The sequence below is a fragment of the Mycobacterium sp. SMC-21 genome (assembly GCF_045310825.1).
Lineage (GTDB): Bacteria > Actinomycetota > Actinomycetes > Mycobacteriales > Mycobacteriaceae > Mycobacterium.
The window spans coordinates 66,001-85,377 of the sequence record NZ_JBJIAO010000006.1 but is presented as its reverse complement, the minus strand read 5'-3'; the positions used below and the strand labels follow the sequence as shown (position 1 = coordinate 85,377).

Annotated in this window: 19 protein-coding genes; 8 read left to right on the top strand and 11 right to left on the bottom strand. The window is 67.6% G+C overall.

Going from position 1 to position 19,377, the window contains the following annotated elements; translation table 11 throughout:
- A complete protein-coding gene (gene tpiA, locus ACJH6H_RS08825) occupies window positions 1-786 on the top strand; it encodes a triose-phosphate isomerase (RefSeq protein WP_213020316.1) in 786 nt (261 codons plus the stop codon).
- Window positions 787-790: 4 nt separating this feature from the next.
- On the opposite strand, the gene ACJH6H_RS08820 is transcribed toward tpiA, so the two are convergent.
- On the bottom strand, window positions 791-1,108 hold the full coding sequence (locus tag ACJH6H_RS08820) for a hypothetical protein (RefSeq protein ID WP_212811520.1): 318 nt from the start codon (window positions 1,106-1,108) through the stop codon (window positions 791-793).
- A gap of 182 nt (window positions 1,109-1,290) precedes the next feature.
- On the opposite strand from ACJH6H_RS08820, the gene secG reads away from it, so the two are divergent.
- The 4 genes from secG to ppc all read left to right on the top strand — a co-directional run bounded on the left by secG (window position 1,291) and on the right by ppc (window position 5,515).
- Window positions 1,291-1,527, top strand: a complete 237-nt coding sequence (secG, locus tag ACJH6H_RS08815; protein WP_029105032.1) for a preprotein translocase subunit SecG — start codon at window positions 1,291-1,293, stop codon at window positions 1,525-1,527.
- Window positions 1,528-1,706: 179 nt separating this feature from the next.
- A complete protein-coding gene (locus ACJH6H_RS08810) occupies window positions 1,707-2,315 on the top strand; it encodes an MspA family porin (protein WP_212814823.1) in 609 nt (202 codons plus the stop codon).
- Window positions 2,312-2,653, top strand: coding sequence for a hypothetical protein (locus tag ACJH6H_RS08805; RefSeq protein WP_406774686.1), 342 nt, complete (start codon window positions 2,312-2,314; stop codon window positions 2,651-2,653). The genes ACJH6H_RS08810 and ACJH6H_RS08805 overlap by 4 nt, the downstream gene beginning before the upstream one ends.
- 54 nt (window positions 2,654-2,707) lie before the next feature.
- Window positions 2,708-5,515 carry a phosphoenolpyruvate carboxylase gene (gene ppc, locus ACJH6H_RS08800; protein WP_406774685.1) on the top strand — a complete coding sequence of 936 codons (2,808 nt, stop codon included), beginning with the start codon at window positions 2,708-2,710 and terminating at the stop codon, window positions 5,513-5,515.
- Between the two features lie 5 nt (window positions 5,516-5,520).
- On the opposite strand, the gene ACJH6H_RS08795 is transcribed toward ppc, so the two are convergent.
- The 3 genes from ACJH6H_RS08795 to ACJH6H_RS08785 all read right to left on the bottom strand — a co-directional run bounded on the left by ACJH6H_RS08795 (window position 5,521) and on the right by ACJH6H_RS08785 (window position 8,879).
- On the bottom strand, window positions 5,521-6,573 hold the full coding sequence (locus ACJH6H_RS08795; RefSeq protein ID WP_406774684.1) for an AAA family ATPase: 1,053 nt from the start codon (window positions 6,571-6,573) through the stop codon (window positions 5,521-5,523).
- 9 nt (window positions 6,574-6,582) lie between these two features.
- Window positions 6,583-7,620, bottom strand: a complete 1,038-nt coding sequence (locus tag ACJH6H_RS08790) for an aliphatic amidase (RefSeq protein WP_318984560.1) — start codon at window positions 7,618-7,620, stop codon at window positions 6,583-6,585.
- A gap of 185 nt (window positions 7,621-7,805) precedes the next feature.
- Window positions 7,806-8,879 carry a substrate-binding domain-containing protein gene (locus tag ACJH6H_RS08785; protein ID WP_244872559.1) on the bottom strand — a complete coding sequence of 358 codons (1,074 nt, stop codon included), beginning with the start codon at window positions 8,877-8,879 and terminating at the stop codon, window positions 7,806-7,808.
- 103 nt (window positions 8,880-8,982) lie between these two features.
- On the opposite strand from ACJH6H_RS08785, the gene ACJH6H_RS08780 reads away from it, so the two are divergent.
- Window positions 8,983-9,396: a MarR family winged helix-turn-helix transcriptional regulator gene (locus ACJH6H_RS08780; protein WP_244872558.1), complete on the top strand. Its 414-nt coding sequence runs from the start codon at window positions 8,983-8,985 to the stop codon at window positions 9,394-9,396.
- A gap of 2 nt (window positions 9,397-9,398) precedes the next feature.
- Here the strand turns inward: ACJH6H_RS08780 and ACJH6H_RS08775 are convergent, their stop codons facing one another.
- From ACJH6H_RS08775 to tkt, 6 genes are read right to left on the bottom strand one after another with little or no spacing between them, the layout of a single operon-like run.
- On the bottom strand, window positions 9,399-9,767 hold the full coding sequence (locus ACJH6H_RS08775) for an ATPase (protein ID WP_212811515.1): 369 nt from the start codon (window positions 9,765-9,767) through the stop codon (window positions 9,399-9,401).
- 2 nt (window positions 9,768-9,769) lie between these two features.
- A complete protein-coding gene (pgl, locus tag ACJH6H_RS08770; protein ID WP_406774683.1) occupies window positions 9,770-10,504 on the bottom strand; it encodes a 6-phosphogluconolactonase in 735 nt (244 codons plus the stop codon).
- Window positions 10,497-11,408, bottom strand: a complete 912-nt coding sequence (gene opcA, locus ACJH6H_RS08765; RefSeq protein ID WP_406774682.1) for a glucose-6-phosphate dehydrogenase assembly protein OpcA — start codon at window positions 11,406-11,408, stop codon at window positions 10,497-10,499. The genes pgl and opcA overlap by 8 nt, the downstream gene beginning before the upstream one ends.
- On the bottom strand, window positions 11,405-12,964 hold the full coding sequence (gene zwf, locus ACJH6H_RS08760; protein WP_406774681.1) for a glucose-6-phosphate dehydrogenase: 1,560 nt from the start codon (window positions 12,962-12,964) through the stop codon (window positions 11,405-11,407). The genes opcA and zwf overlap by 4 nt, the downstream gene beginning before the upstream one ends.
- Complete coding sequence (gene tal / locus ACJH6H_RS08755) at window positions 12,961-14,070, bottom strand: transaldolase (RefSeq protein ID WP_406774680.1); 1,110 nt, start codon at window positions 14,068-14,070, stop codon at window positions 12,961-12,963. The genes zwf and tal overlap by 4 nt, the downstream gene beginning before the upstream one ends.
- Before the next feature lie 26 nt (window positions 14,071-14,096).
- Window positions 14,097-16,190, bottom strand: a complete 2,094-nt coding sequence (gene tkt / locus ACJH6H_RS08750; protein ID WP_406774679.1) for a transketolase — start codon at window positions 16,188-16,190, stop codon at window positions 14,097-14,099.
- Window positions 16,191-16,418: 228 nt separating this feature from the next.
- Between tkt and ACJH6H_RS08745 the strand changes: the two genes are divergently transcribed.
- Both ACJH6H_RS08745 and ACJH6H_RS08740 read left to right on the top strand, forming a co-directional pair.
- Window positions 16,419-17,432, top strand: a complete 1,014-nt coding sequence (locus tag ACJH6H_RS08745) for a heme o synthase (protein WP_346415678.1) — start codon at window positions 16,419-16,421, stop codon at window positions 17,430-17,432.
- 29 nt (window positions 17,433-17,461) lie between these two features.
- Complete coding sequence (locus ACJH6H_RS08740) at window positions 17,462-18,391, top strand: DUF1254 domain-containing protein (protein ID WP_406774746.1); 930 nt, start codon at window positions 17,462-17,464, stop codon at window positions 18,389-18,391.
- Here ACJH6H_RS08740 and ACJH6H_RS08735 read toward each other — a convergent pair.
- On the bottom strand, window positions 18,388-19,362 hold the full coding sequence (locus ACJH6H_RS08735) for a quinone oxidoreductase (protein WP_318984568.1): 975 nt from the start codon (window positions 19,360-19,362) through the stop codon (window positions 18,388-18,390). The genes ACJH6H_RS08740 and ACJH6H_RS08735 overlap by 4 nt on opposite strands.
- Between the last annotated feature and the right edge of the window lie 15 nt (window positions 19,363-19,377).

The window sequence follows — 19,377 nt, the reverse complement described above, 5'->3', positions numbered from 1 at the left end:
ATGGCGCGTAAGCCGCTCATCGCCGGCAACTGGAAGATGAACCTCAACCACTTCGAGGCCATCGCCCTGGTACAGAAGATCGCATTCGCCTTGCCGGACAAGTACTTCGCCAAGGTCGACGTCACCGTCCTGCCGCCGTTCACGGACCTGCGCAGCGTGCAGACCCTGGTCGACGGCGACAAGCTGCTGCTCACCTACGGCGCCCAGGACGTGTCCCAGCACGACTCCGGCGCCTACACCGGTGAGATCAGCGGCGCGTTCCTGGCCAAGTTGGGCTGCACGTTCGTCGTCGTCGGGCATTCCGAGCGCCGGACCTACCACCACGAGGACGATGCCCTGGTCGCCGCCAAGGCCAAGGCCGCGCTCAAGCACGGCCTGACGCCGATCGTGTGTATCGGCGAGGGACTCGACATCCGCGAGGCCGGCAACCACGTCGAGCACTGCACCGGCCAGCTGACGGGCTCGCTGGCGGGGCTGTCGGCCGACGAGATCAGCCGCGTCGTCATCGCGTACGAGCCCGTCTGGGCCATCGGCACCGGCCGCGTGGCCAGTGCCGGCGACGCACAGGAGGTGTGCGCCGCGATCCGCTCGACCCTGGGCGAGCTGGCGTCACCCGAGATCGCCGCGACCGTACGCGTGCTCTACGGCGGCTCGGTCAATGCCAAGAACGTCGGCGAGCTCGTGGCGAAGCCCGACATCGACGGTGCGCTGGTCGGCGGCGCATCACTCGACGGTGAGCAGTTCGCGACGCTGTCGGCGATCGCCGCCGGCGGGCCACTGCCTTGACGGGCTAGTTCGCGGGCTCCAGCACCATCGTGGGCAGGTTGCCCCTGTTGATCCCTCCGGGCAGTGGTCTGCTCGTGGTGGTCAACGGGGCGTCCGCCGCCTTGGCCGGTGGCGCGTGGCACCCGGTCTCCGGATCCATGCCGGGGATGCCGCCGGACTCGATGCAGCACAGATCGGCATTCCGGACGGTCTTCTTCATGCAGTTGTCGTACGCCTCGATATCCCAGGTGTCGTCGCTGGGAGCGGCGAGCGATATTGCCGGTGTCGTCAGCGCGAATACGGCAGACAGCAAAGCGGCAGAAGCGATCTTGAGCGCTTTCACGGTGGCCTCCAATCAGGCCCGATGAGCAGTGGTTGACCAGTCCATGGTGCGCCGATGCCGGGCGTTGTGGACGGGAACTGCGAACTTCCTGAGCGAATCTGGCAAACCGGCTGTGGCGCGGGCTGCGACGCGACGGCGGACCGTGGCCGGACCACGGCACTCCACCCGGTAAGCTGTGGCTCATGATTTTGGCCCTGCAGATCACTTTGATCATCACCAGCGTGTTGGTTGTGTTGCTGGTGCTGCTCCACCGGGCCAAGGGTGGCGGTCTGTCGACGCTGTTCGGTGGCGGTGTGCAGTCCAGCCTGTCCGGCTCCACGGTGGTCGAGAAGAACCTCGACCGGCTGACCTACTTCATCACCGGCATCTGGCTGGTGTCGATCATCGGCATCGCGCTGCAGATCAAGTACGGCGCCTGACCTCAGACTTCCGAACCGGCCACGCCCCTCGGGCGTGGCCGGTTCTGTTTGTCCAGCTACTGACAGGAATCGTCCAGCTGGTGCTGTGCCGGCGCTTATCCCGATGACAGGGCGCGCATAGCGCCGGCCCTTAATCTCGCCTCGTGGTGCATGTTCTTCGTATCGGCTCCGGCGCGCTGGTGCTGCTCTGCGTGGCCGGTGGTGGTGCGGCCCCTGGTGTGGCCGGCGCCGATCCGCTCCCGGTCGCCGACGTCCGGCAGGCCGTCAACACCGAAGACGGTTGGCGCCTGGGGGTTTCGCTCACCCAGATGACCGTCAACTCGGTGCCCAACATGGCCGCGACGGCTTTCACGCGAGAAGGTTTCGTCACCGGCCGGGCCGAGGCCACCATCGATGGCAGCGGCTCGTCGGCGGTCAACAACGGGACGTTGATCGTGGGTCTGCAGCTCGGCTGCCAGGTCGACCTCAGCGAGGGTGCCAGCGTCGGCGGCGACGCCGACATCGGCATCAACCCCGGCTTCAGCGGAAACGTGCTGAATGCCATCGGCCCCTATGCCGATCTGGAAGGCAACGTCTCGGTGAACCTGCTGCCGGGCACGATCACCAATGTGGTGCTGGGCAAGAAATCGCTCAAGGGCCGCTCCGGCGGCATCACCGTGCACGACGCCCACGTCAAGGTCGACGCCTGCGGCGGGGCGGTGGCGATCCGGTTCTTCTCCACGGTGACCATCGATACCGACAAGAACGACGACAGTGTGAACGCCTACGGGGACATCCTGCAGCTATGAGCGTCGTACGAATGGTCGGCGTCGCGGCATCGGTCTGGTTCTTGGTTCTGGCACCGGTCGCTCGGGCCGACTGCACCGGCGCGGGAGACTTCGGCGCCGGATCGGGCTGCGCGCCACCGGGTGGCGGGAGCTCGTCGGCGAAGGCCTGGCCGCCGACATCGGTGGACTGGCCACCGAACGTGGATGCAGACACCTCAGGCGGGGACGGCGACGGCAGCGATTCGCACCCAATTGTGTTGCCCGACGGGCAGAAACCATCGGCCACGACGCCGCGTACGAGCGCCCCGGCCACACCCACCACGTCGTCGACGCCGATCGTCCCCGTCGGTGCCCCGTGACCGGGTCGGTCGCCGTGCTCTGCGCCAACGGCGCGTGGCGTCGATACTGAAGTGATGGCCGAGGTTCCCAACGCTCCCGACACCACACTGCTGCCGATCGGATCGGTTCAGCGCACCGAACTGGGCCGCGAGGCCACCGAACCGATGCGCGAAGACATCCGCCTGCTCGGCGCAATTCTCGGTGACACGGTGCGCGAGCAGAACGGTGAAGCCGTCTTCGATCTGGTGGAACGGGCGCGCGTCGAATCGTTCCGGGTGCGTCGTTCCGAGATCGACAGGGCGGAGCTCGCAGCGCTGTTCTCCGGCATCGACATTCATCAGGCGATCCCGGTCATCAGGGCATTCACCCATTTCGCGCTGCTGGCCAACGTCGCCGAAGACATCCACCGGGAACGGCGGCGCGCTCTGCACGTGGCAGCGGGCGAGCCGCCGCAGGACAGCAGCCTGGCCGCGACGTACCGCAAGCTGGACGAGGCCGGGGGATTGGACGCGGCGGAGGTCGCCGATGCGCTGCGCGGTGCGCTGGTCTCGCCGGTGATCACCGCCCACCCCACCGAAACCCGCCGGCGCACCATCTTCGACACCCAGAACCGGATCACCGACCTGATGCGGCTGCGGTTGCACGGGCACAACGTGACGCGTGACGGCCGCGACATCGAGACCGAGCTGCGCCGCCACATTCTCACGCTGTGGCAGACCGCGCTGATCCGCTTGTCGCGGTTGAAGATTCAAGACGAGATCGCCACCGGGCTGCGTTACTACCCGGCCGCGTTCTTCGATGTCATCCCACGCGTCAACGCGGAGGTACGCGGCGCGCTGCAGGCCCGCTGGCCGGGTGAGCCGCTGCTGGAGACACCGATCCTGCGGCCCGGTTCGTGGATCGGCGGTGACCGCGACGGCAACCCCAACGTCACCGCAGACGTGGTGCGCCTGGCCACCGGCAGTGCGGCCTTCACCGCGTTCGACCGCTACTTCGCCGAACTCCTTGCGCTGGAACATGAATTGTCGATGTCCGCGCGGCTCGTCCGGGTCACCGATGCGCTGCAGGCTCTGGCCGACCAGCATCCCGAACCGGCCCACGCCGACGAACCGTACCGCCAGGCGCTGCACGTGCTCCGCGGGCGCCTGACGGCCACGGCCGCCGAGATCCTTGACCGGCAGCCCGAGCACGAGCTGGACCTCGGCCTGCCGCCGTACACCACGCCGGCCGAGCTGCTGGCCGATCTCGACGTCATCGACGCGTCGTTGCGCGCCGGCGGCACCAGCGTGCTGGCCGACGACCGGCTGGCCCGGTTGCGAGAGTCCGTGCGCGTCTTCGGCTTCCACCTCTGTGGCCTGGACCTGCGGCAGAACTCCGAAGTGCACGAGCAGGTGGTGGCCGAGCTGCTGGCCTGGGCCGGTGTGCACCCTGACTACGCGTCGCTGCCGGAAGATGAGCGGGTCGCCGTCCTGGTGGCGGAGCTGTCCACGCGCCGGCCGTTGGTGGGGCGCGACGCCCAACTGTCCGAACTGGCGCGCAAGGAACTGGACATCGTCGCGGCGGCGGCCCGGGCCGTCGAGGTCTTCGGGCCCGAGGCCGTCCCCAACTACATCATCTCGATGTGTCAGTCGGTATCCGACCTCCTCGAGGCCGGGGTGCTGCTCAAGGAGGCCGGCCTGCTCGATGCGGCGGGGCCCGAGCCGTACAGCCCGGTCGGCATCGTGCCGCTGTTCGAGACCATCGACGACCTGCAACGCGGGTCGGCCATTCTGGAAGCGGCCCTTGCCATTCCGCTGTACCGGTCGATCGTCACCGCCCGGGGCGACCATCAGGAGGTCATGCTCGGCTACTCCGACTCCAACAAGGACGGCGGTTACCTGGCCGCCAACTGGGCGCTCTACCGCGCCGAGCTCGATCTCGTGGAATCGGCCCGCAAGACCGGAATCCGGCTACGCCTGTTCCATGGCCGCGGCGGCACCGTCGGCCGCGGTGGCGGCCCGAGCTACGACGCAATCCTCGCCCAGCCGCCCGGTGCGGTGCGGGGCTCGCTGCGCATCACCGAGCAAGGTGAGGTGATCGCCGCCAAGTACGCCGAACCGCATGCCGCACATCGCAATCTGGAGACCCTGCTCGCGGCGACGCTGGAGTCGACGCTGCTCGACGTCGAAGGGCTCGGCGACGCCGCGGCACCCGCCTACGACGTGCTCGACGATCTCGCTGCCCGCGCGCAACGGGCCTACAGCGAATTGGTGCACGAGACACCGGGATTCGTCGAGTACTTCAAGGCCTCGACTCCCGTCAGCGAGATCGGTGCGCTCAACATCGGAAGCCGCCCGACGTCCCGCAAGCCGACCACCTCGATCGCCGATCTGCGGGCCATCCCGTGGGTGCTGGCCTGGAGCCAGTCGCGCGTCATGCTGCCCGGCTGGTACGGCACGGGGACCGCGTTCGAGGAGTTCGTCGACAACACCGACGGCGGCCTCGAGGTGCTGCAGGACCTGTACGCGAAGTGGCCGTTCTTCCGGACCGTGCTGTCCAACATGGCGCAGGTGCTCGCCAAGTCGGATCTCGGTCTGGCGGCGCGGTATTCGGAGCTCGTGGACGACGAGGCCCTGCGCCACCGGGTGTTCGACAAGATCGCCGCCGAACATGAGCGCACCATCCGGATGCACGCCCTGATCACCGGCCACGACGACCTGCTCGCGGACAACCCGGCCCTCGCCCGGTCGGTGTTCAACCGGTTCCCGTACCTGGAGCCGCTCAACCACCTCCAGGTCGAGCTGCTGCGCCGCTACCGCTCGGGCGACGACGCCGAACTCGTGCAGCGCGGCATCCTCCTGACCATGAGCGGGTTGGCCACCGCGCTGCGCAACAGCGGGTAGCCGACTCAGGCTGCGCGGTCGGCCAGTGTCACCGCGACGGATCCGTCGATCATCTGCGCCTCGATCACGATGCGCGCGGACGGTGTGGTGCGGCCGCGGAGTACACACTCGGCGGCCGGTGCGATGAGATGGGATCGGATGGTTCGGCGCAACCCACGGGCACCGTAGATCGGGTCGAACCCACAGTCCTGCAAGAACTGCACCACGGTTTCGTCGACACGCAGTTCGACGGATTCGCGGGCCAGCCGCGCGGTGAACAACTCCACTTCGCGCGCGGTGACCTGCCGGGCCGTCGAGGTGCTGAAGGGTTCCATGACGACGGTTTCGTCGATCCGGTTGTAGAACTCCGGGTCGAAGAACTCCTCGACCGCGGCGGTCACCAGACCGTGCATGTGGGTCGCCGGATGGCGGCGCCACCGGGACGACCACCGGTGTGCGCGCTGGGCCGTGGCGACGGCCTTGGAGCCCAGGTTGGACGTCATGAAGACGTAACTGTTGCGGAAGCTGATGCGTTCGCGCCCGTTCGCGAGCCTCAGCTGGCCGCTGTCGAGCACGTGCAGCAGCGCACGGATCACCGTGGGGTCCGCTTTCTCGACCTCGTCGAAGAGCACGATGCCGGGCGTGTATGGATCGCCTTCGATCTTGTTCTTGTCGAACAGGGTGAAGGATTCCTTGCTTCCGGCGTATCCCGGTGGTGCCCCGGAGAACGACGCGGCGTAGTGCTCCTGGGCCAGGGCGGCCATGTCGATTCGGCAGAGATCGTCGGGCCCGGTGCGGATCTCGGCGGCGACCTGGCGGACCAGTTCGGTCTTGCCGATCCCGGTCGGTCCGACCAACAGCACGCTGGCCAGCGGGCGACCGGGATCTGCGATACCGGCATGTGCGATCGACAATGCCCGGGCGACGGCGCTGACCGCCTCCGGTTGACCGAGTATCCGCTGCCCGAGTCGGTCGGCGAAGGCATCGGGATCGAACCGGGCGACCGATTTCACGGCGACGTCGTTGGTGCGCTGCGGCGTCGCGTTCTGATCGTGAAACATGTCGGTGAGGTAGGGCACGTCGCTCTCTTACGCCTCGACGGTCCGCTCGACGGGCAGGTTTCCCACGCGGCACTCCGCCACACCGACGGTGTCCCGGGTGATCGATTCGACGACTTCCTGAGCCTTCTGCGCGTCGGTCACCCACAGCTTGTAGAACTCGAACGGGCAATCGGCGACACCCTTGTCGCCGTCACCGGCCGCATGCACGCCGGAGTAGCCGCGGTGCAGCAGTTTGAACAGGTGGTTCTGCGACTGGTCGTTCTGGCGGGCGTCTCGAATCGCCGACAGCGACAGCTGCGCATACTGGATTCCGTACTCTTCCTCGCCGGTTTCGCCCAGGGTGCGGCCGTCGAACCCGACGATGGCCGAGTGCCCGAAGTAGGAGTACACCCCGTCGAAGCCGGCCGCGTTGGCCACGGCGACGTAGGTGTTGTTCGCCCACGCCATCGCCTTGGCCATGAGCACCTGCTGCTCCTTGGCGGGATACATGTACCCCTGGCAGCGCACGATCAGCTCCGCACCCTTCATGGCGCAGTCCCGCCAGATTTCGGGGTAGTTGCCGTCGTCGCAGATGATCAGCGAGATCTTCATGCCCTTCGGCCCCCGGGAAACATAGGTGGTGTCTCCGGGGTACCAGCCCTCGATCGGACACCAGGGCAGGATCTTTCGGTACTTCTGCACGATCTCACCGGTGTCGTCGATGAGGACGAGGGTGTTGTACGGCGGCTTGTTCGGATGGTCTTCGTGGCGCTCACCGGTGATGGAGAAGACGCCCCACGTCTTGGCCTTCCGGCACGCCGCGGCGAAGATGTCGGTTTCGTCGCCGGGGATGGAAGCCGCGGTGGCGTACATCTCCTCGGGGTCGTACATGATGCCCTGAGTCGAGTACTCGGGGAACACCACGAGATCCATGCCCGGCAGCCCGGACTTCATTCCCACGACCATGTCCGCGATCTTGCGGGCGTTGTCGAGGACTTCTTCCCTGGTGTGCAGCCGGGGCATCTTGTAGTTGACGACGGCTACGCCGACGGTGTCCGGGCTCGACGAAATGTCACCATGGCGCATGGCGGTTCTCCTCAAAAGGTAAGGGCTCGAACGGAATACGGACGGAACACAACTGTGGCGATGCCGGGACCACGTCGACACCGGGCACGGTTGCCACCTCAAAAAAGATTCAGATGAAATATCTTCAATTGAAATTAAATGCCCGTTGGCACGGTGTCAACCCGAGCCGGCTGAACCATCGGCCGTCACAATGCGGTCAGGGTGGTGAGCACATCGAAGTCGTATCCGTCGGCCACAGCCAGGTGCACCGGTTGCACCGTCGCGTCCGCCCGGTAGTGCACGGTGCCCCTCGGACCGTCGTACGAGACCCGATCGCTCGTCGCTATGTCGGTCAACTGCCCTGAGCGATGAATGAGTCGGGACAGCAGTTGCAGTCCCTCGTAACAGGATTCGGCGATACCGCTCAGCGGTGGCGCGGTGGGGCCGTGCAGGTCGTGGTAGCGGCCTGTCAACTCCATTGCATTGGCGTCCACCAGCGAGGAAAAGAAGGAGGCGGCGACGAACAATCCTCGGGTGCCGTCCGCCCCGCTGCCCAGCAACATGCTCTCGTCCATCAACGGGCTGAACCGAAGGAACGAGTCGGCGGCACCGAGTGCGGCGCAGGCGCGGTTGAATTCGACCGCGTCCTGGCCCACCAGCAGCATCAACACCGCATCGCATTCCGACGCCATGGCCGCTCTCACGGCCTCCGACATGTCAGCGCGGCCCAGGTCCACGAACCGGTGCCCGACGAGGTCGAGACCGAGATCGCGGGCATACTCACGGACCGCGGCCACCGACGATCGCGGCCACACATAGTCGTCGCCGACGATGAACCAGCGCCGCACCCCGGCGTTCTCCCGCAACCAGCGCAACGCCGGCGCGATCTGGCGGTCCGGAGTCTCGCCGCAGCAATAGATGTCGCGGCGACGCTCGCCGCCTTCGTAGAGGGCGGGGTACACGTAGGGCACCCGGCCCGCGATCACCGGAGCGAGCGCATTGCGTACGGAGGAGATGTGCCATCCGCTGACTGCGTGGATCGTGCCCGTTGTGATGAGTTGATCGATGCGCCGGGCGACCAGGTGCGGGTCGGCCCCACCGTCGACCACCTCGATCTGCACTTCGCGGCCGAGGACTCCGCCGTCGACGTTGAGGTCGTGGGCCGCCAGCTCGCTGACGGCCTCACATGCCGGCCCGAAAACGCCGCCCGGACCCTGCAGGGGCACCACCATGGCCACCCGCCATGCCTCGCCGACAGTGCTGGTGGCCTGCGAGTTCATGACCATTACGTCCTTTGCCGCACCGTCCGCGGACCGGCTATCATCATTTTCAATTGAAAGTATTGCGCTACCCGGCCCAGCGGGCAACACGTAGGAGTTGGTCATGGCGAGCACGGTGTCCCAGCACGACATGACGACGTCGATCACCGCCACGCTGCTTCGCGCAGCCCGCAATCTGACCGCCTGCCTGGATGCCGAACTTCAGGACACCGGGCTCGGCGTCGACCACTGGCTGGCACTCGACGCCCTGGCCGCCGCCGCCGGACTCACGATGGCAGAACTGCAGGCGCTGACGCCGACCCCTGGACCCACCCTGACCCGGGTGGTCGACCGGCTGGTCGTCCAGGCACTCGCATACCGGGAGGTCGACCAATTCGACCGCCGTAAGGTTCGGGTCTTCCTCAGCGAACGCGGCACCCTGCTGCACGACAGCTTGCGTAGCCGGATCGAGCCCGTCGAAGCGCAATGGGCGGCGACCAATCGCCGGCAGCTGTCTGACCGACTCGCCTCGCCGTAGTCCTACGGGGCCCAGTCGCGAACCGACTTCAGGACGCCGCGCAGGACGTTCTCCGTGACCGTGATGGGCGACAGCACCGTCTCGGCGACCCCGACGATGGCCTCGACGCGCGTCACGATCGCCTCCATGCGGTCGACGACGCCGAAGATGCGCGGCGCGAGTTCGTCGATCTGAGTGATGGTCTCGTTGAACCGCGACATCGTGGTGTCGAGGTCGCCGGTCAGCGTGCTGAGGGTCGCCAGGGTGCCTTCCATGTCGACCAGCAGTGCGTCGACCTGGGACACCGTGACGTCGGCGTTGAGTGCCGCCTGCGTGAGCGTCCGGATGCGGCCGCCGACCGGACGCGCGCGGCCATCGCCTTTGTCGACCATGGCTACAGTTTCGCTGCCGCGGCCTCGTCGAGCAACCACACCGTCGCCTCGGTGCCGACGGCGCCGGCCGCTGGAATGTCTTCTGCCGCAGCGCCACCGACCGCGGCCGCGACCGCGTCGGCCTTCTCGGCGCCGGCCACGACGAGCCACACCTGACGGGCCCGCCGGACCGCGGGCAGCGTCAGGGTGATCCGCCGCGGCGGGGGCTTGGGGGAGTCGGTGACGGCGACGACGTACCGTGCCGTCTCGCGCACCGCGTCGGTGTGCGGGAACAGCGAGTTGACGTGCCCCTCGCCGCCCATGCCCAGCAGGTGGACGTCGAATTCCGGTGTCGGCGAACCATTCCCGGCGACCAGGGCCAACTCGTGTTCGTAGGCGGCGGCCGCGGCGTCGATGTCGTCGCCGAACTCGCCGTCGCTCGCGGCCATCGCGTGCACGTTCGCGGCCGGAATCGCGACGGAATCCAGCAGCGCCTCGCGCGCCTGCTTGATGTTCCGGTCGGCATCGTCGGCCGGGACGAAACGGTCGTCACCCCAGAACAGGTGCACCTTGGCCCAGTCGATCGGATGTCCGCCGACGTGCTTGAGCAGCTTGATGCCGGTGCCGCCGCCGGTCAGCACGATGTACGCGACACCGCGGGCCGCGATGGCACCGTTGATGGCCGACACCAGGCGGTCTCCCGCCGCGGTCACCAAAGCGTCTGCGTCGGCGTACTTTTCGATGATCTGCTCAGACATAAACAACCTTGTCCAGGCCCACCAGGGCGCGATGGTAGATCTCGTCGGCATCCAGCCGGCGCATCTCTTCGGCGAGGCAGTCGCGAGCTTCCCGGCGGGCCAGCGGAATGCGGGCCTCCGGCCGGCCGGTGCGGGTGAGCGACGCGGTGACACCAGTCTGCGGGCGGCTCAGGGTGATGGTCTCGGTCGGCCGGGTCAGCACGACTTTGAGTTCGCCGACCGCGCGCTTGACCGGCCCGTCGATGCAGGCCGCCAGCCAGCCGGCCAAGATGTCCAGTGCCGGTTCCTCTTTCAGCCCCGACACCAGTGCTTCGGTGATCGGTTCATACGGTGCCTGATCCAGTGCGGCGGCGAGCAGCGCCCGCCAGTACGTCACCCGGCTCCAGGCCAGATCGGTGTCCCCGGACGTGTAGCCGGCCAGCCGGCTCTTGATGCACGCCAGCGGGTCTTCGCCGTTGGTAGCATCGGTGATCCGCCGGATCGCCAGCTTGCCCAGCGGGTCGGCAGCCGGCACCGCCGGCGCCACATCGGGCCACCAGGTGACCACCGGGGTGTCCGGAAGCAGGAAGGGCGTCACGACGCTGCTGGCGTGGCCGGCCAGTGGACCCGAAAGACGCAGCACCACAACCTCGTTGGCGCCGGCGTCGCGGCCCACCCGGAGTTGGGCGTCCAGGCGCGCTTCGGTGGCCAGCCGGTCGCCCGGGATCACCACGATGACGCGGCACGGGTGTTCGCGGCTGGCGGTGTTGGCCGCGTCGATCGCCTCTTCCAGCATGGCTTCGGTGTCAGGTGCCACCACCAGGGTCAGCACCCGCCCGAGGGTGATGGCGCCGCCCTCTTCGCGCAGGGCGACGATCTTCTTGTTGATCGCACCGGTATCGGTGTCGGGCAGTTCGAGAATCACGGCCGCCTCCATTCGCGGCCGGTGCGCCGCAACATTTCGAACGCCGATTCCGGCCCCCAGGTGCCTGCTTCGTAGGCCTCGGGCCGGCCGCCGGCGCGGTCCTGCGCCGCCCAATGTTGGAGCACGGGATCCAATATCTTCCAGGACAATTCGACTTCGGCGTTGACTGGGAACAGCGACGGTTCGCCGAGCAGGACGTCGAGGATCAGTCGTTCGTAGGCTTCGGGGGAGTCCTCGGCGAACGCCGAACCGTACGAGAAGTCCATGCTGACGTCGCGGACCTCCATGAGATGACCCGGCACCTTCGAACCGAACCGCAGGGTGATGCCTTCGTCGGGCTGCACCCGGATCACCAGTGCGTTCTGCCCGAGCTCGTCGGTCATCGTCGCATCGAACGGCAGGTGCGGGGCCCGCTTGAACACCAGCGCGATCTCGGTGACCCGGCGCCCCAACCGTTTTCCGGTGCGCAGGTAGAACGGCACGCCGGCCCAGCGCCGCGTGTCGACTTCGACGGTGATGGCGGCGTATGTCTCGGTGGTGGACGTCTTCGAGAAGCCTTCCTCGTCGAGCAACCCGACCACCTTCTGTCCGCCCTGCCAGCCGGCGGCGTACTGACCGCGTGCCGTGGTCTCGTCCAGCGGCTCGGCCAGGTGCGTTGCCGACAGCACCTTGATCTTCTCGGCTTGCAGTTCATGCGGCGAGAAGTTGACCGGCTCCTCCAGCGCCGTCAGCGCGAGCAGCTGCAGCAGGTGGTTCTGGATGACGTCGCGGGCGGCGCCCACTCCGTCGTAGTAACCGCCGCGGCCACCGAGACCAATGTCTTCGGCCATGGTGATCTGCACACTGTCGACGTAATGGGCGTTCCACACCGGCTCGAACAACTCGTTGGCGAACCGCAGGGCCAGGATGTTCTGGACGGTCTCCTTGCCCAGGTAGTGGTCGATGCGGAACACCGATGACTCCGGGAACACACTGTTGACGACCCCGTTGAGCGCTTCGGCGCTGGCCAGGTCGTGACCGAACGGTTTCTCGATGACCACCCGGCTCCAGGACCCGTCCGACTTGTTGGCCAGGCCGGACGTCGACAGTTGCTCGCACACCTGCGGGAACGCGTTCGGCGGAATCGACAGGTAGAACGCGTGATTGCCGCCGGTGCCGCGTTCCTCGTCGAGCTTGTGCAACGTGTCACGCAGCCGTTGGAACGCTGCGTCGTCGTCGAACGTGCCCTGCACGAACCGGAATCCCTCGGCCAGTCGGTCCCAGACCTCCTGCCGGAACGGTGTCCGAGCATGTTGTTTGACGGCGTCGTACACGACCTTGCCGAAATCCTCGTCGGCCCAGTCACGCCGGGCGAACCCCACCAAGGCGAACGACGGCGGCAGCAGCCCGCGGTTCGCGAGGTCGTAGATCGCCGGCATGAGCTTCTTCCGGGCGAGATCGCCTGTGACACCGAAGATCACGACCGCGCACGGGCCGGCGATGCGGGGCATGCGCTTGTCACGCTTGTCCCGCAGCGGGTTCACCCAGTCCGTCGGCCGCCCGCTGCTGTCGCTCATTTCAGCGCGTCGAGCTGACCCTGAGTGGCCTCGAGCAGCTCGCCCCAGGACTTCTCGAACTTCTCCACGCCCTCGACCTCGAGGACGTTGAACACGTCAGCAAGGTCGATACCGACGGCCGAGAGCTCGTCGAACACGGCCTGTGCGGCCGCAGCCGTGCCGGTGATGGTGTCTCCGGTGATCTGACCGTGGTCGGCGACGGCCTCCAGCGTCTTCTCCGGCATGGTGTTGACCGTGTCGGCGGCGACCAGCTCGGTGACGTACAGCGTGTCCGGGTAGTCCGGGTTCTTCACGCCGGTCGACGCCCACAGCGGACGCTGCACGCGAGCGCCCTCGGCCTTGAGGTTCGCGAACTGCGGGCCGCCGAAGACCTGCTCATAGGCCGCGTAGGCCAGCCGGGCGTTGGCGACGCCGGCCTTGCCGCGCAGACCCAGCGCCGAGCCGCCGATCTTCTCCAGCCGCGCGTCGATCTCGGTGTCCACGCGGGACACGAAGAACGAAGCGACGGAATGGATCTTGGACAGGTCGTGGCCGGCTTCGCGGGCCTTCTCGAGCCCGGTCAGGTAGGCGTCCATCACGGCCCGGTGCCGCTCCACCGAGAAGATCAGGGTGACGTTGACCGAGATGCCCTCGGCGATCACCGCGGTGATCGCCGGCAGGCCCGCCAGCGTCGCCGGGATCTTGATCAGCAGGTTGGGCCGGTCGACGATCTTCCACAGCTCGATGGCCTGCAGGATCGTCTTGTCGGTGTCGTGCGCCAGGCGCGGGTCGACCTCGATCGACACCCGGCCGTCGACGCCGCCGGTGGCCTCGTACACCTTGGCCAGCACGTCGCACGCGTTGCGGACGTCGTCGGTGGTGACGGTGCGGATGGTGGCGTCGACATCGGCGCCGCGCGACGCCAGTTCGTGCACCTGCTCGTCGTAGGCCGTGCCCTTCGACAGCGCGGCCTGGAAGATCGAAGGGTTGGTGGTGACGCCCACAACGCTGCGGGTGTCGATCAGCTGCTGCAGGTTTCCGGTCTGCAGCCGCTCACGCGACAGGTCGTCGAGCCACACGGAGACACCGGCGGCGCTCAGCGCCGCGAGGTTCGGGTTCTGAGTCATGAGGGTGCTCTTTTCTGAATCGGTTGTCAGTTGTCCAACGAGCGTTCTGCGGCGGCGACGACGGCCTCAGCGGTGAAGCCGAACTCCCGGAACAGGGTCTTGTCGTCGGCCGATGCGCCGTAGTGCTCGATCGAGATGATCTCGCCGGTGTCACCGACCAGCTTGTGCCAAGGCTGCGCGATGCCGGCCTCGACCGCAACACGTGCCGAGACGTCGGGCGGAAGCACCGCGTCGCGGTACTCCTTCGGCTGCGCCTCGAACCATTCCAGGCACGGCATCGACACCACGTAGGCGACGATGTCCTTGTCCGCCAACAGCTTCTGTGCCTCGACGGCCAGCTGTACCTCGGAGCCCGTCGCGATGATGATGACGTCGGCGTCGTCGGCCGGGTTACCGCCGCCGAGCACGTAGCCACCCTTCGCCGCACCTTCCGACGACGTGCCCTCGAGGACGGGTACCCCCTGGCGGGTCAGGATGAAACCGGTCGGGTTGTTGCCGTGGGTGCGCTGCAGGATGGTGCGCCACGTGTAGGCGGTCTCGTTCGGGTCGGCGGGACGGACCACCGACAGGTTCGGGATCGCGCGCAGCGCGGCCAGGTGCTCGATCGGCTGGTGCGTCGGGCCGTCCTCACCCAGACCGATGGAGTCGTGGGTCCAGATGTAGATCGGGTCGATGTCCATCAGCGCGGCCAACCGCACCGCCGGGCGCATGTAGTCGGCGAACTGCAGGAAGGTGCCTGCGAACGGACGCGTCGGGCCGTGCAGCACGATGCCGTTGAGGATCGAACCCATGGCGTGCTCGCGGATGCCGAAGTGCAGCACGCGGCCGTACCAGTCGGCGGTGTAGTCCTCGGTCGAGATCGACGGCGGGCCGAACGACTTCACCCCGTTGATGGTGGTGTTGTTGCTGCCCGCGAGATCGGCTGAGCCACCCCACAATTCGGGCAGCTTGCCGGCCACGTCGTTGAGGACCTTGCCGAACGCGGCACGCGTCGCGACGGCCTTGCTGCCCGGCTCCCAGTACGTCAGGTCGGCGTCCCAGCCCTCGGGCAGTTCGCCGGCCTCCAGGCGGTCCAGCAGCTTTTTGCGCTCGGGCTCCTTGGCGGCCCAGGCGTCGAACGCGACCTGCCACTCGTCGTGCGCCTTCTTGCCGCGGGCGACCAGTTCACGGGTGTGTTCGATGACCTCGGGCTTCACCTCGAAGCTCTTGTCCGGGTCGAAGCCCAGCACCTTCTTGGTGGCGGCGACCTCGTCGGCGCCCAGCGCCGAACCGTGCACCCCGCCGGTGTTCATCTTGGTGGGCGCCGGGTAGCCGATGATGGTGCGCACCGAGATGAACGACGGGCGGTCCGTCACCGCGCGCGCCGCGGCCAGCGCCTCTTCGATCGCGACGACGTTCTCGCCGCCCTCGACCTCCTGCACGTGCCAGCCGTAGGCGCGGTAGCGGGCGCAGGTGTCCTCGGACAGCGCGATGTTGGTGTCGTGCTCGATGGAGATCTTGTTGTTGTCCCACAGCACGATCAGGTTGCCCAGCTGCTGGGTGCCGGCGAGCGACGACGCCTCGCTCGTCACGCCCTCTTCGATGTCGCCGTCCGAGGCGATCACGTAGATGAAGTGGTCGAACGGGCTCTCACCCGGAGCGGCGTCGGGGTCGAACAGACCGCGCTCGTAGCGGGCGGCCATCGCCATGCCGACCGACGACGCCAGACCCTGGCCCAGGGGACCGGTGGTGATCTCGACACCCTTGGTGTGGCCGTACTCGGGGTGGCCGGGGGTCAGCGAGCCCCAGGTGCGCAGCGCCTCGATGTCGGCCAGCTCGAGGCCGAAGCCGCCCAGGTACAGCTGCAGGTACAGCGTCAGGCTGGAATGTCCACACGACAGGACGAAGCGGTCACGGCCGATCCAGTGGGTGTCGGACGGGTCGTGGCGCATCTGGCGCTGGAACAGGGTGTAGGCCAGCGGGGCCAGGCTCATGGCGGTTCCGGGGTGGCCGTTTCCGACCTTCTGAACCGCATCCGCGGCCAGCACGCGCACGGTGTCGACGGCGGCCGAGTCCAGCTCGGTCCAGTCGTCCGGGTGGTGCGGGCGGGTGAGTTCGGAAATCTCTTCGACTGTGGTCACGGGCGCACTCCTACTGAGGGACGTCTCGGGCTCGGCAAATCGCAAGCGAGCTGCATGACTACCCTAGTGCGCGCCGCTGGTGTGGTGCAGACCGCTTCACCTTTGGCCTGTCCGTGATTGGGTTTCCGTTCACCTGAATGCACCCTGCGGTGTGGAGCACTCAGGTGCGCGGTCTACCATCGTCTGTAGTAGAGGCTGCGCGGCCGTGACTTCCGAGGAGATATCTGCGTGAGCATTCGCGAGCGCCGTTCCGTCCACGGGGCACACGGTTTCGGTCCCGGAGCTGCGGCGTCTGACGAGCACGACGCTGCTTCGGGGACCAAGTCGCCGAACCGCGTTCGGGACACGTTGCTGGCCTACATCGCGCTCACCAAGCCGCGTGTCATCGAGCTGCTGCTGGTTACGACGATCCCGGCGATGCTGCTGGCGCACCGCTTCGACGTGGTGGCCAGTCAGGGTCCGATCAAGCCGCTGTTGATCCTCAACACCCTGGTCGGCGGGCTGCTCGCGGCGGCCGGCGCCAACACGCTGAACTGTGTTGCCGACGCCGACATCGACAAGGTGATGAAGCGCACCGCCCGCCGGCCGTTGGCCCGCGCGACGGTGCCCACCCGCAACGCGCTGATCTTCGGCCTGGTGCTCACGGTCACGTCGTTCCTGTGGCTGTGGCGTAGCTCGAATCTGCTGTCGGGCCTGCTGGCGCTGGCGACCATCGCCTTCTACGTCTTCGTCTACACGCTGCTGCTGAAGCGCCGCACCTCGCAGAACGTGGTGTGGGGCGGCGCGGCCGGCTGCATGCCGGTGATGATCGGCTGGTCGGCGGTCACCGGCACCATCCAGTGGCCGGCGCTGGTGATGTTCCTGATCATCTTCTTCTGGACGCCGCCGCACACCTGGGCGCTGGCCATGCGTTACAAGGAGGACTACGAGGCGGCCGGCGTGCCGATGCTGCCCGTCGTCGCCACCGAGCGCGCGGTCACCAAGCAGATCCTGATCTACACCTGGGCCACGGTCCTCACGACGCTCGCGCTCGCGTTCGCCACCGGCTGGCTGTACGCGGCCGTCGCGCTCGTCGCCGGCGTCTGGTTCCTGGTGATGGCGCACCAGCTGTACTCGGGCGTGAAGCGCGGTGAGCCGGTGAAGCCACTGCGCCTGTTCCTGCAGTCGAACAACTACCTCGCCGTCGTGTTCTGCGCGCTGGCGGTCGACTCGGCACTCGCGCTGCCGATGCTGTTCCACTGACCCGCTAGCTTGGGGGCATGCCCCAACCGGTGAGCCCCGACAATTTCGCCCGCGCCGAATCGGACCTGTACTTCTCCGGCATCGTGAACGACGGCGGCGTCGGTGGCTTTCTTCATCATCGCGAACTGAGCTCGATCGATCACCAGGTCGTCATCCGGCAGAACCGCGACACCCTCTACTCGGCCGCGGTGTTCGACCTCGACGCCGGACCGGTCACCGTCACCCTGCCCGACAGCGCGGGCCGGTTCATGTCGCTCCAGGTCATCAACGAGGACCACTACACGACCCAGGTCGCCTACGCCCCGGCGACGGTCGACCTGACACGCGAGGCCGTCGGCACCCGGTACGTGGCGGTGGCCGTCCGCACGCTGGTCGATCCCAACGATGCCGCCGACCTGGCCGCCGTACACGCGCTGCAGGACGCCGTCACCGTCGCGCAGGACGCCCCGGGCAGCTTCGAGGTACCCGACTGGGACCCCGTCAGCCAGAAGACCGTGCGCGACGCCCTCGTCACGCTGGCCACGACGCTGCCGGACACCAAGGGCATGTTCGGCACCGCGGCCGACACCGACCCGGTGCGGCACCTGATCGGCTCGGCCAACGCCTGGGGCGGCAACCCCGAGCGCGACGCGTTCTACCTGACCGTGGTGCCGTCCGAGAACGACGGCACCACGGTGCACCGGCTCACCGTCAAAGACGTTCCGGTGGACGGTTTCTGGTCGGTGACGGTCTACAACAAGGACGGCTACTTCACCGCCAACGAGCAGAATGCCTACTCGCTGAACAACATCACCGCGGTCAAGGCCGCCGACGGTTCGACAACCATCCAGTTCGGTGGCGCGGGTGCCGACAATCTGCTGCCGATCACGCCGGGCTGGAACTACACCGTGCGGCTGTACCGCCCGCGGGCCGAGATTCTCGACGGCGCCTGGACGTTCCCGGCGGCCGAGCCGGTCTAGGGCACCAGCACCACCGAGCCGACGGTCAGGCGGGCCTGCAGGTCGGCGTGTGCACGGGCGGCGTCGGCCAGCGGGTAGCGCTGGCTGACCGTCACGTTGATGGTGCCGTCGGCGACGGCCTGCAGCAGTTCGCCTGCCCGCCACGAGAATTCGTCGGCCGTGCGGGTGTAGTGCGCCAGCGTCGGCCGGGTGACGAACAACGAGCCCGCGCTGTTGAGCCGCTGCAGGTCGAACGGCGGCACGGGACCGCTCGAGGCGCCGAACAGTGCCAGGGTGCCGCGCACCGCGAGGCTGGCCAGGCTGGCCTCGAACGTGGACGCGCCCACCCCGTCGTAGACGGCGGCGACGCCGTTACCGCCCGTCAGTTCGCGGATCTTGGCGCCGAACTCGGCGGGGTCGTCGGGATAGTCGAGCACCTCGATGGCGCCGGCCCGCCGGGACAACTCGGCCTTGTCCTGGTTGGAGACGGTGGTGATGACCCGGACGGCCATGCTGGTGGCCCACTGCGTGAGGATGAGCCCGACGCCGCCGGCGCCGGCGTGCAGCAGCACGGTGTCGCCCTGCTGGACCGGATAGGTCGACTTGATCAGGTAATGCGCCGTCATGCCTTTAAGCAGTGCCGCAGCCGCCACCTCAGGGTCGACGCCCTCTGGGACGTAGGCCACGTAATCGGCTGGTGCGACGCAGTATTCGGAGTAGGTGGCGTCGGCGGCGGCGGTGACCACGCGGTCGCCGACGGCCAGCGCCGCCACATCGTCACCAACCGCGGTGATGGTGCCGCAGACCTCGGTGCCGGGGATGTACGGCACTTCGCGCTGATAGAGGCCGGAGCGGAAATACGTGTCGATGAAGTTGACGCCGATGGCCTCGGCCTTGATCAGGACCTCGCCCGGGCCCGGCGTGGGCTCGGGGCGTTCGACGAAGGACAGGACTTCTGGACCGCCGAGTTCGGCGACTTCGATGGCGTGCATGCCACCTATCATTCC

What these genes read in the sequence shown, in the direction of transcription:
- tpiA (WP_213020316.1), top strand. Translation starts at nt 1, where the DNA reads ATGGCGCGTAAGCCGCTCATCGCCGGCAACTGGAAGATGAACCTCAAC.
- secG (WP_029105032.1), top strand. Translation starts at nt 1,291, where the DNA reads ATGATTTTGGCCCTGCAGATCACTTTGATCATCACCAGCGTGTTGGTT.
- ACJH6H_RS08805 (WP_406774686.1), top strand. Translation starts at nt 2,312, where the DNA reads ATGAGCGTCGTACGAATGGTCGGCGTCGCGGCATCGGTCTGGTTCTTG.
- ppc (WP_406774685.1), top strand. Translation starts at nt 2,708, where the DNA reads ATGGCCGAGGTTCCCAACGCTCCCGACACCACACTGCTGCCGATCGGA.
- ACJH6H_RS08790 (WP_318984560.1), bottom strand. Translation starts at nt 7,620, where the DNA reads ATGCGCCATGGTGACATTTCGTCGAGCCCGGACACCGTCGGCGTAGCC.
- ACJH6H_RS08785 (WP_244872559.1), bottom strand. Translation starts at nt 8,879, where the DNA reads ATGAACTCGCAGGCCACCAGCACTGTCGGCGAGGCATGGCGGGTGGCC.
- ACJH6H_RS08780 (WP_244872558.1), top strand. Translation starts at nt 8,983, where the DNA reads ATGGCGAGCACGGTGTCCCAGCACGACATGACGACGTCGATCACCGCC.
- ACJH6H_RS08775 (WP_212811515.1), bottom strand. Translation starts at nt 9,767, where the DNA reads ATGGTCGACAAAGGCGATGGCCGCGCGCGTCCGGTCGGCGGCCGCATC.
- pgl (WP_406774683.1), bottom strand. Translation starts at nt 10,504, where the DNA reads ATGTCTGAGCAGATCATCGAAAAGTACGCCGACGCAGACGCTTTGGTG.
- zwf (WP_406774681.1), bottom strand. Translation starts at nt 12,964, where the DNA reads ATGAGCGACAGCAGCGGGCGGCCGACGGACTGGGTGAACCCGCTGCGG.
- tal (WP_406774680.1), bottom strand. Translation starts at nt 14,070, where the DNA reads ATGACTCAGAACCCGAACCTCGCGGCGCTGAGCGCCGCCGGTGTCTCC.
- ACJH6H_RS08735 (WP_318984568.1), bottom strand. Translation starts at nt 19,362, where the DNA reads ATGCACGCCATCGAAGTCGCCGAACTCGGCGGTCCAGAAGTCCTGTCC.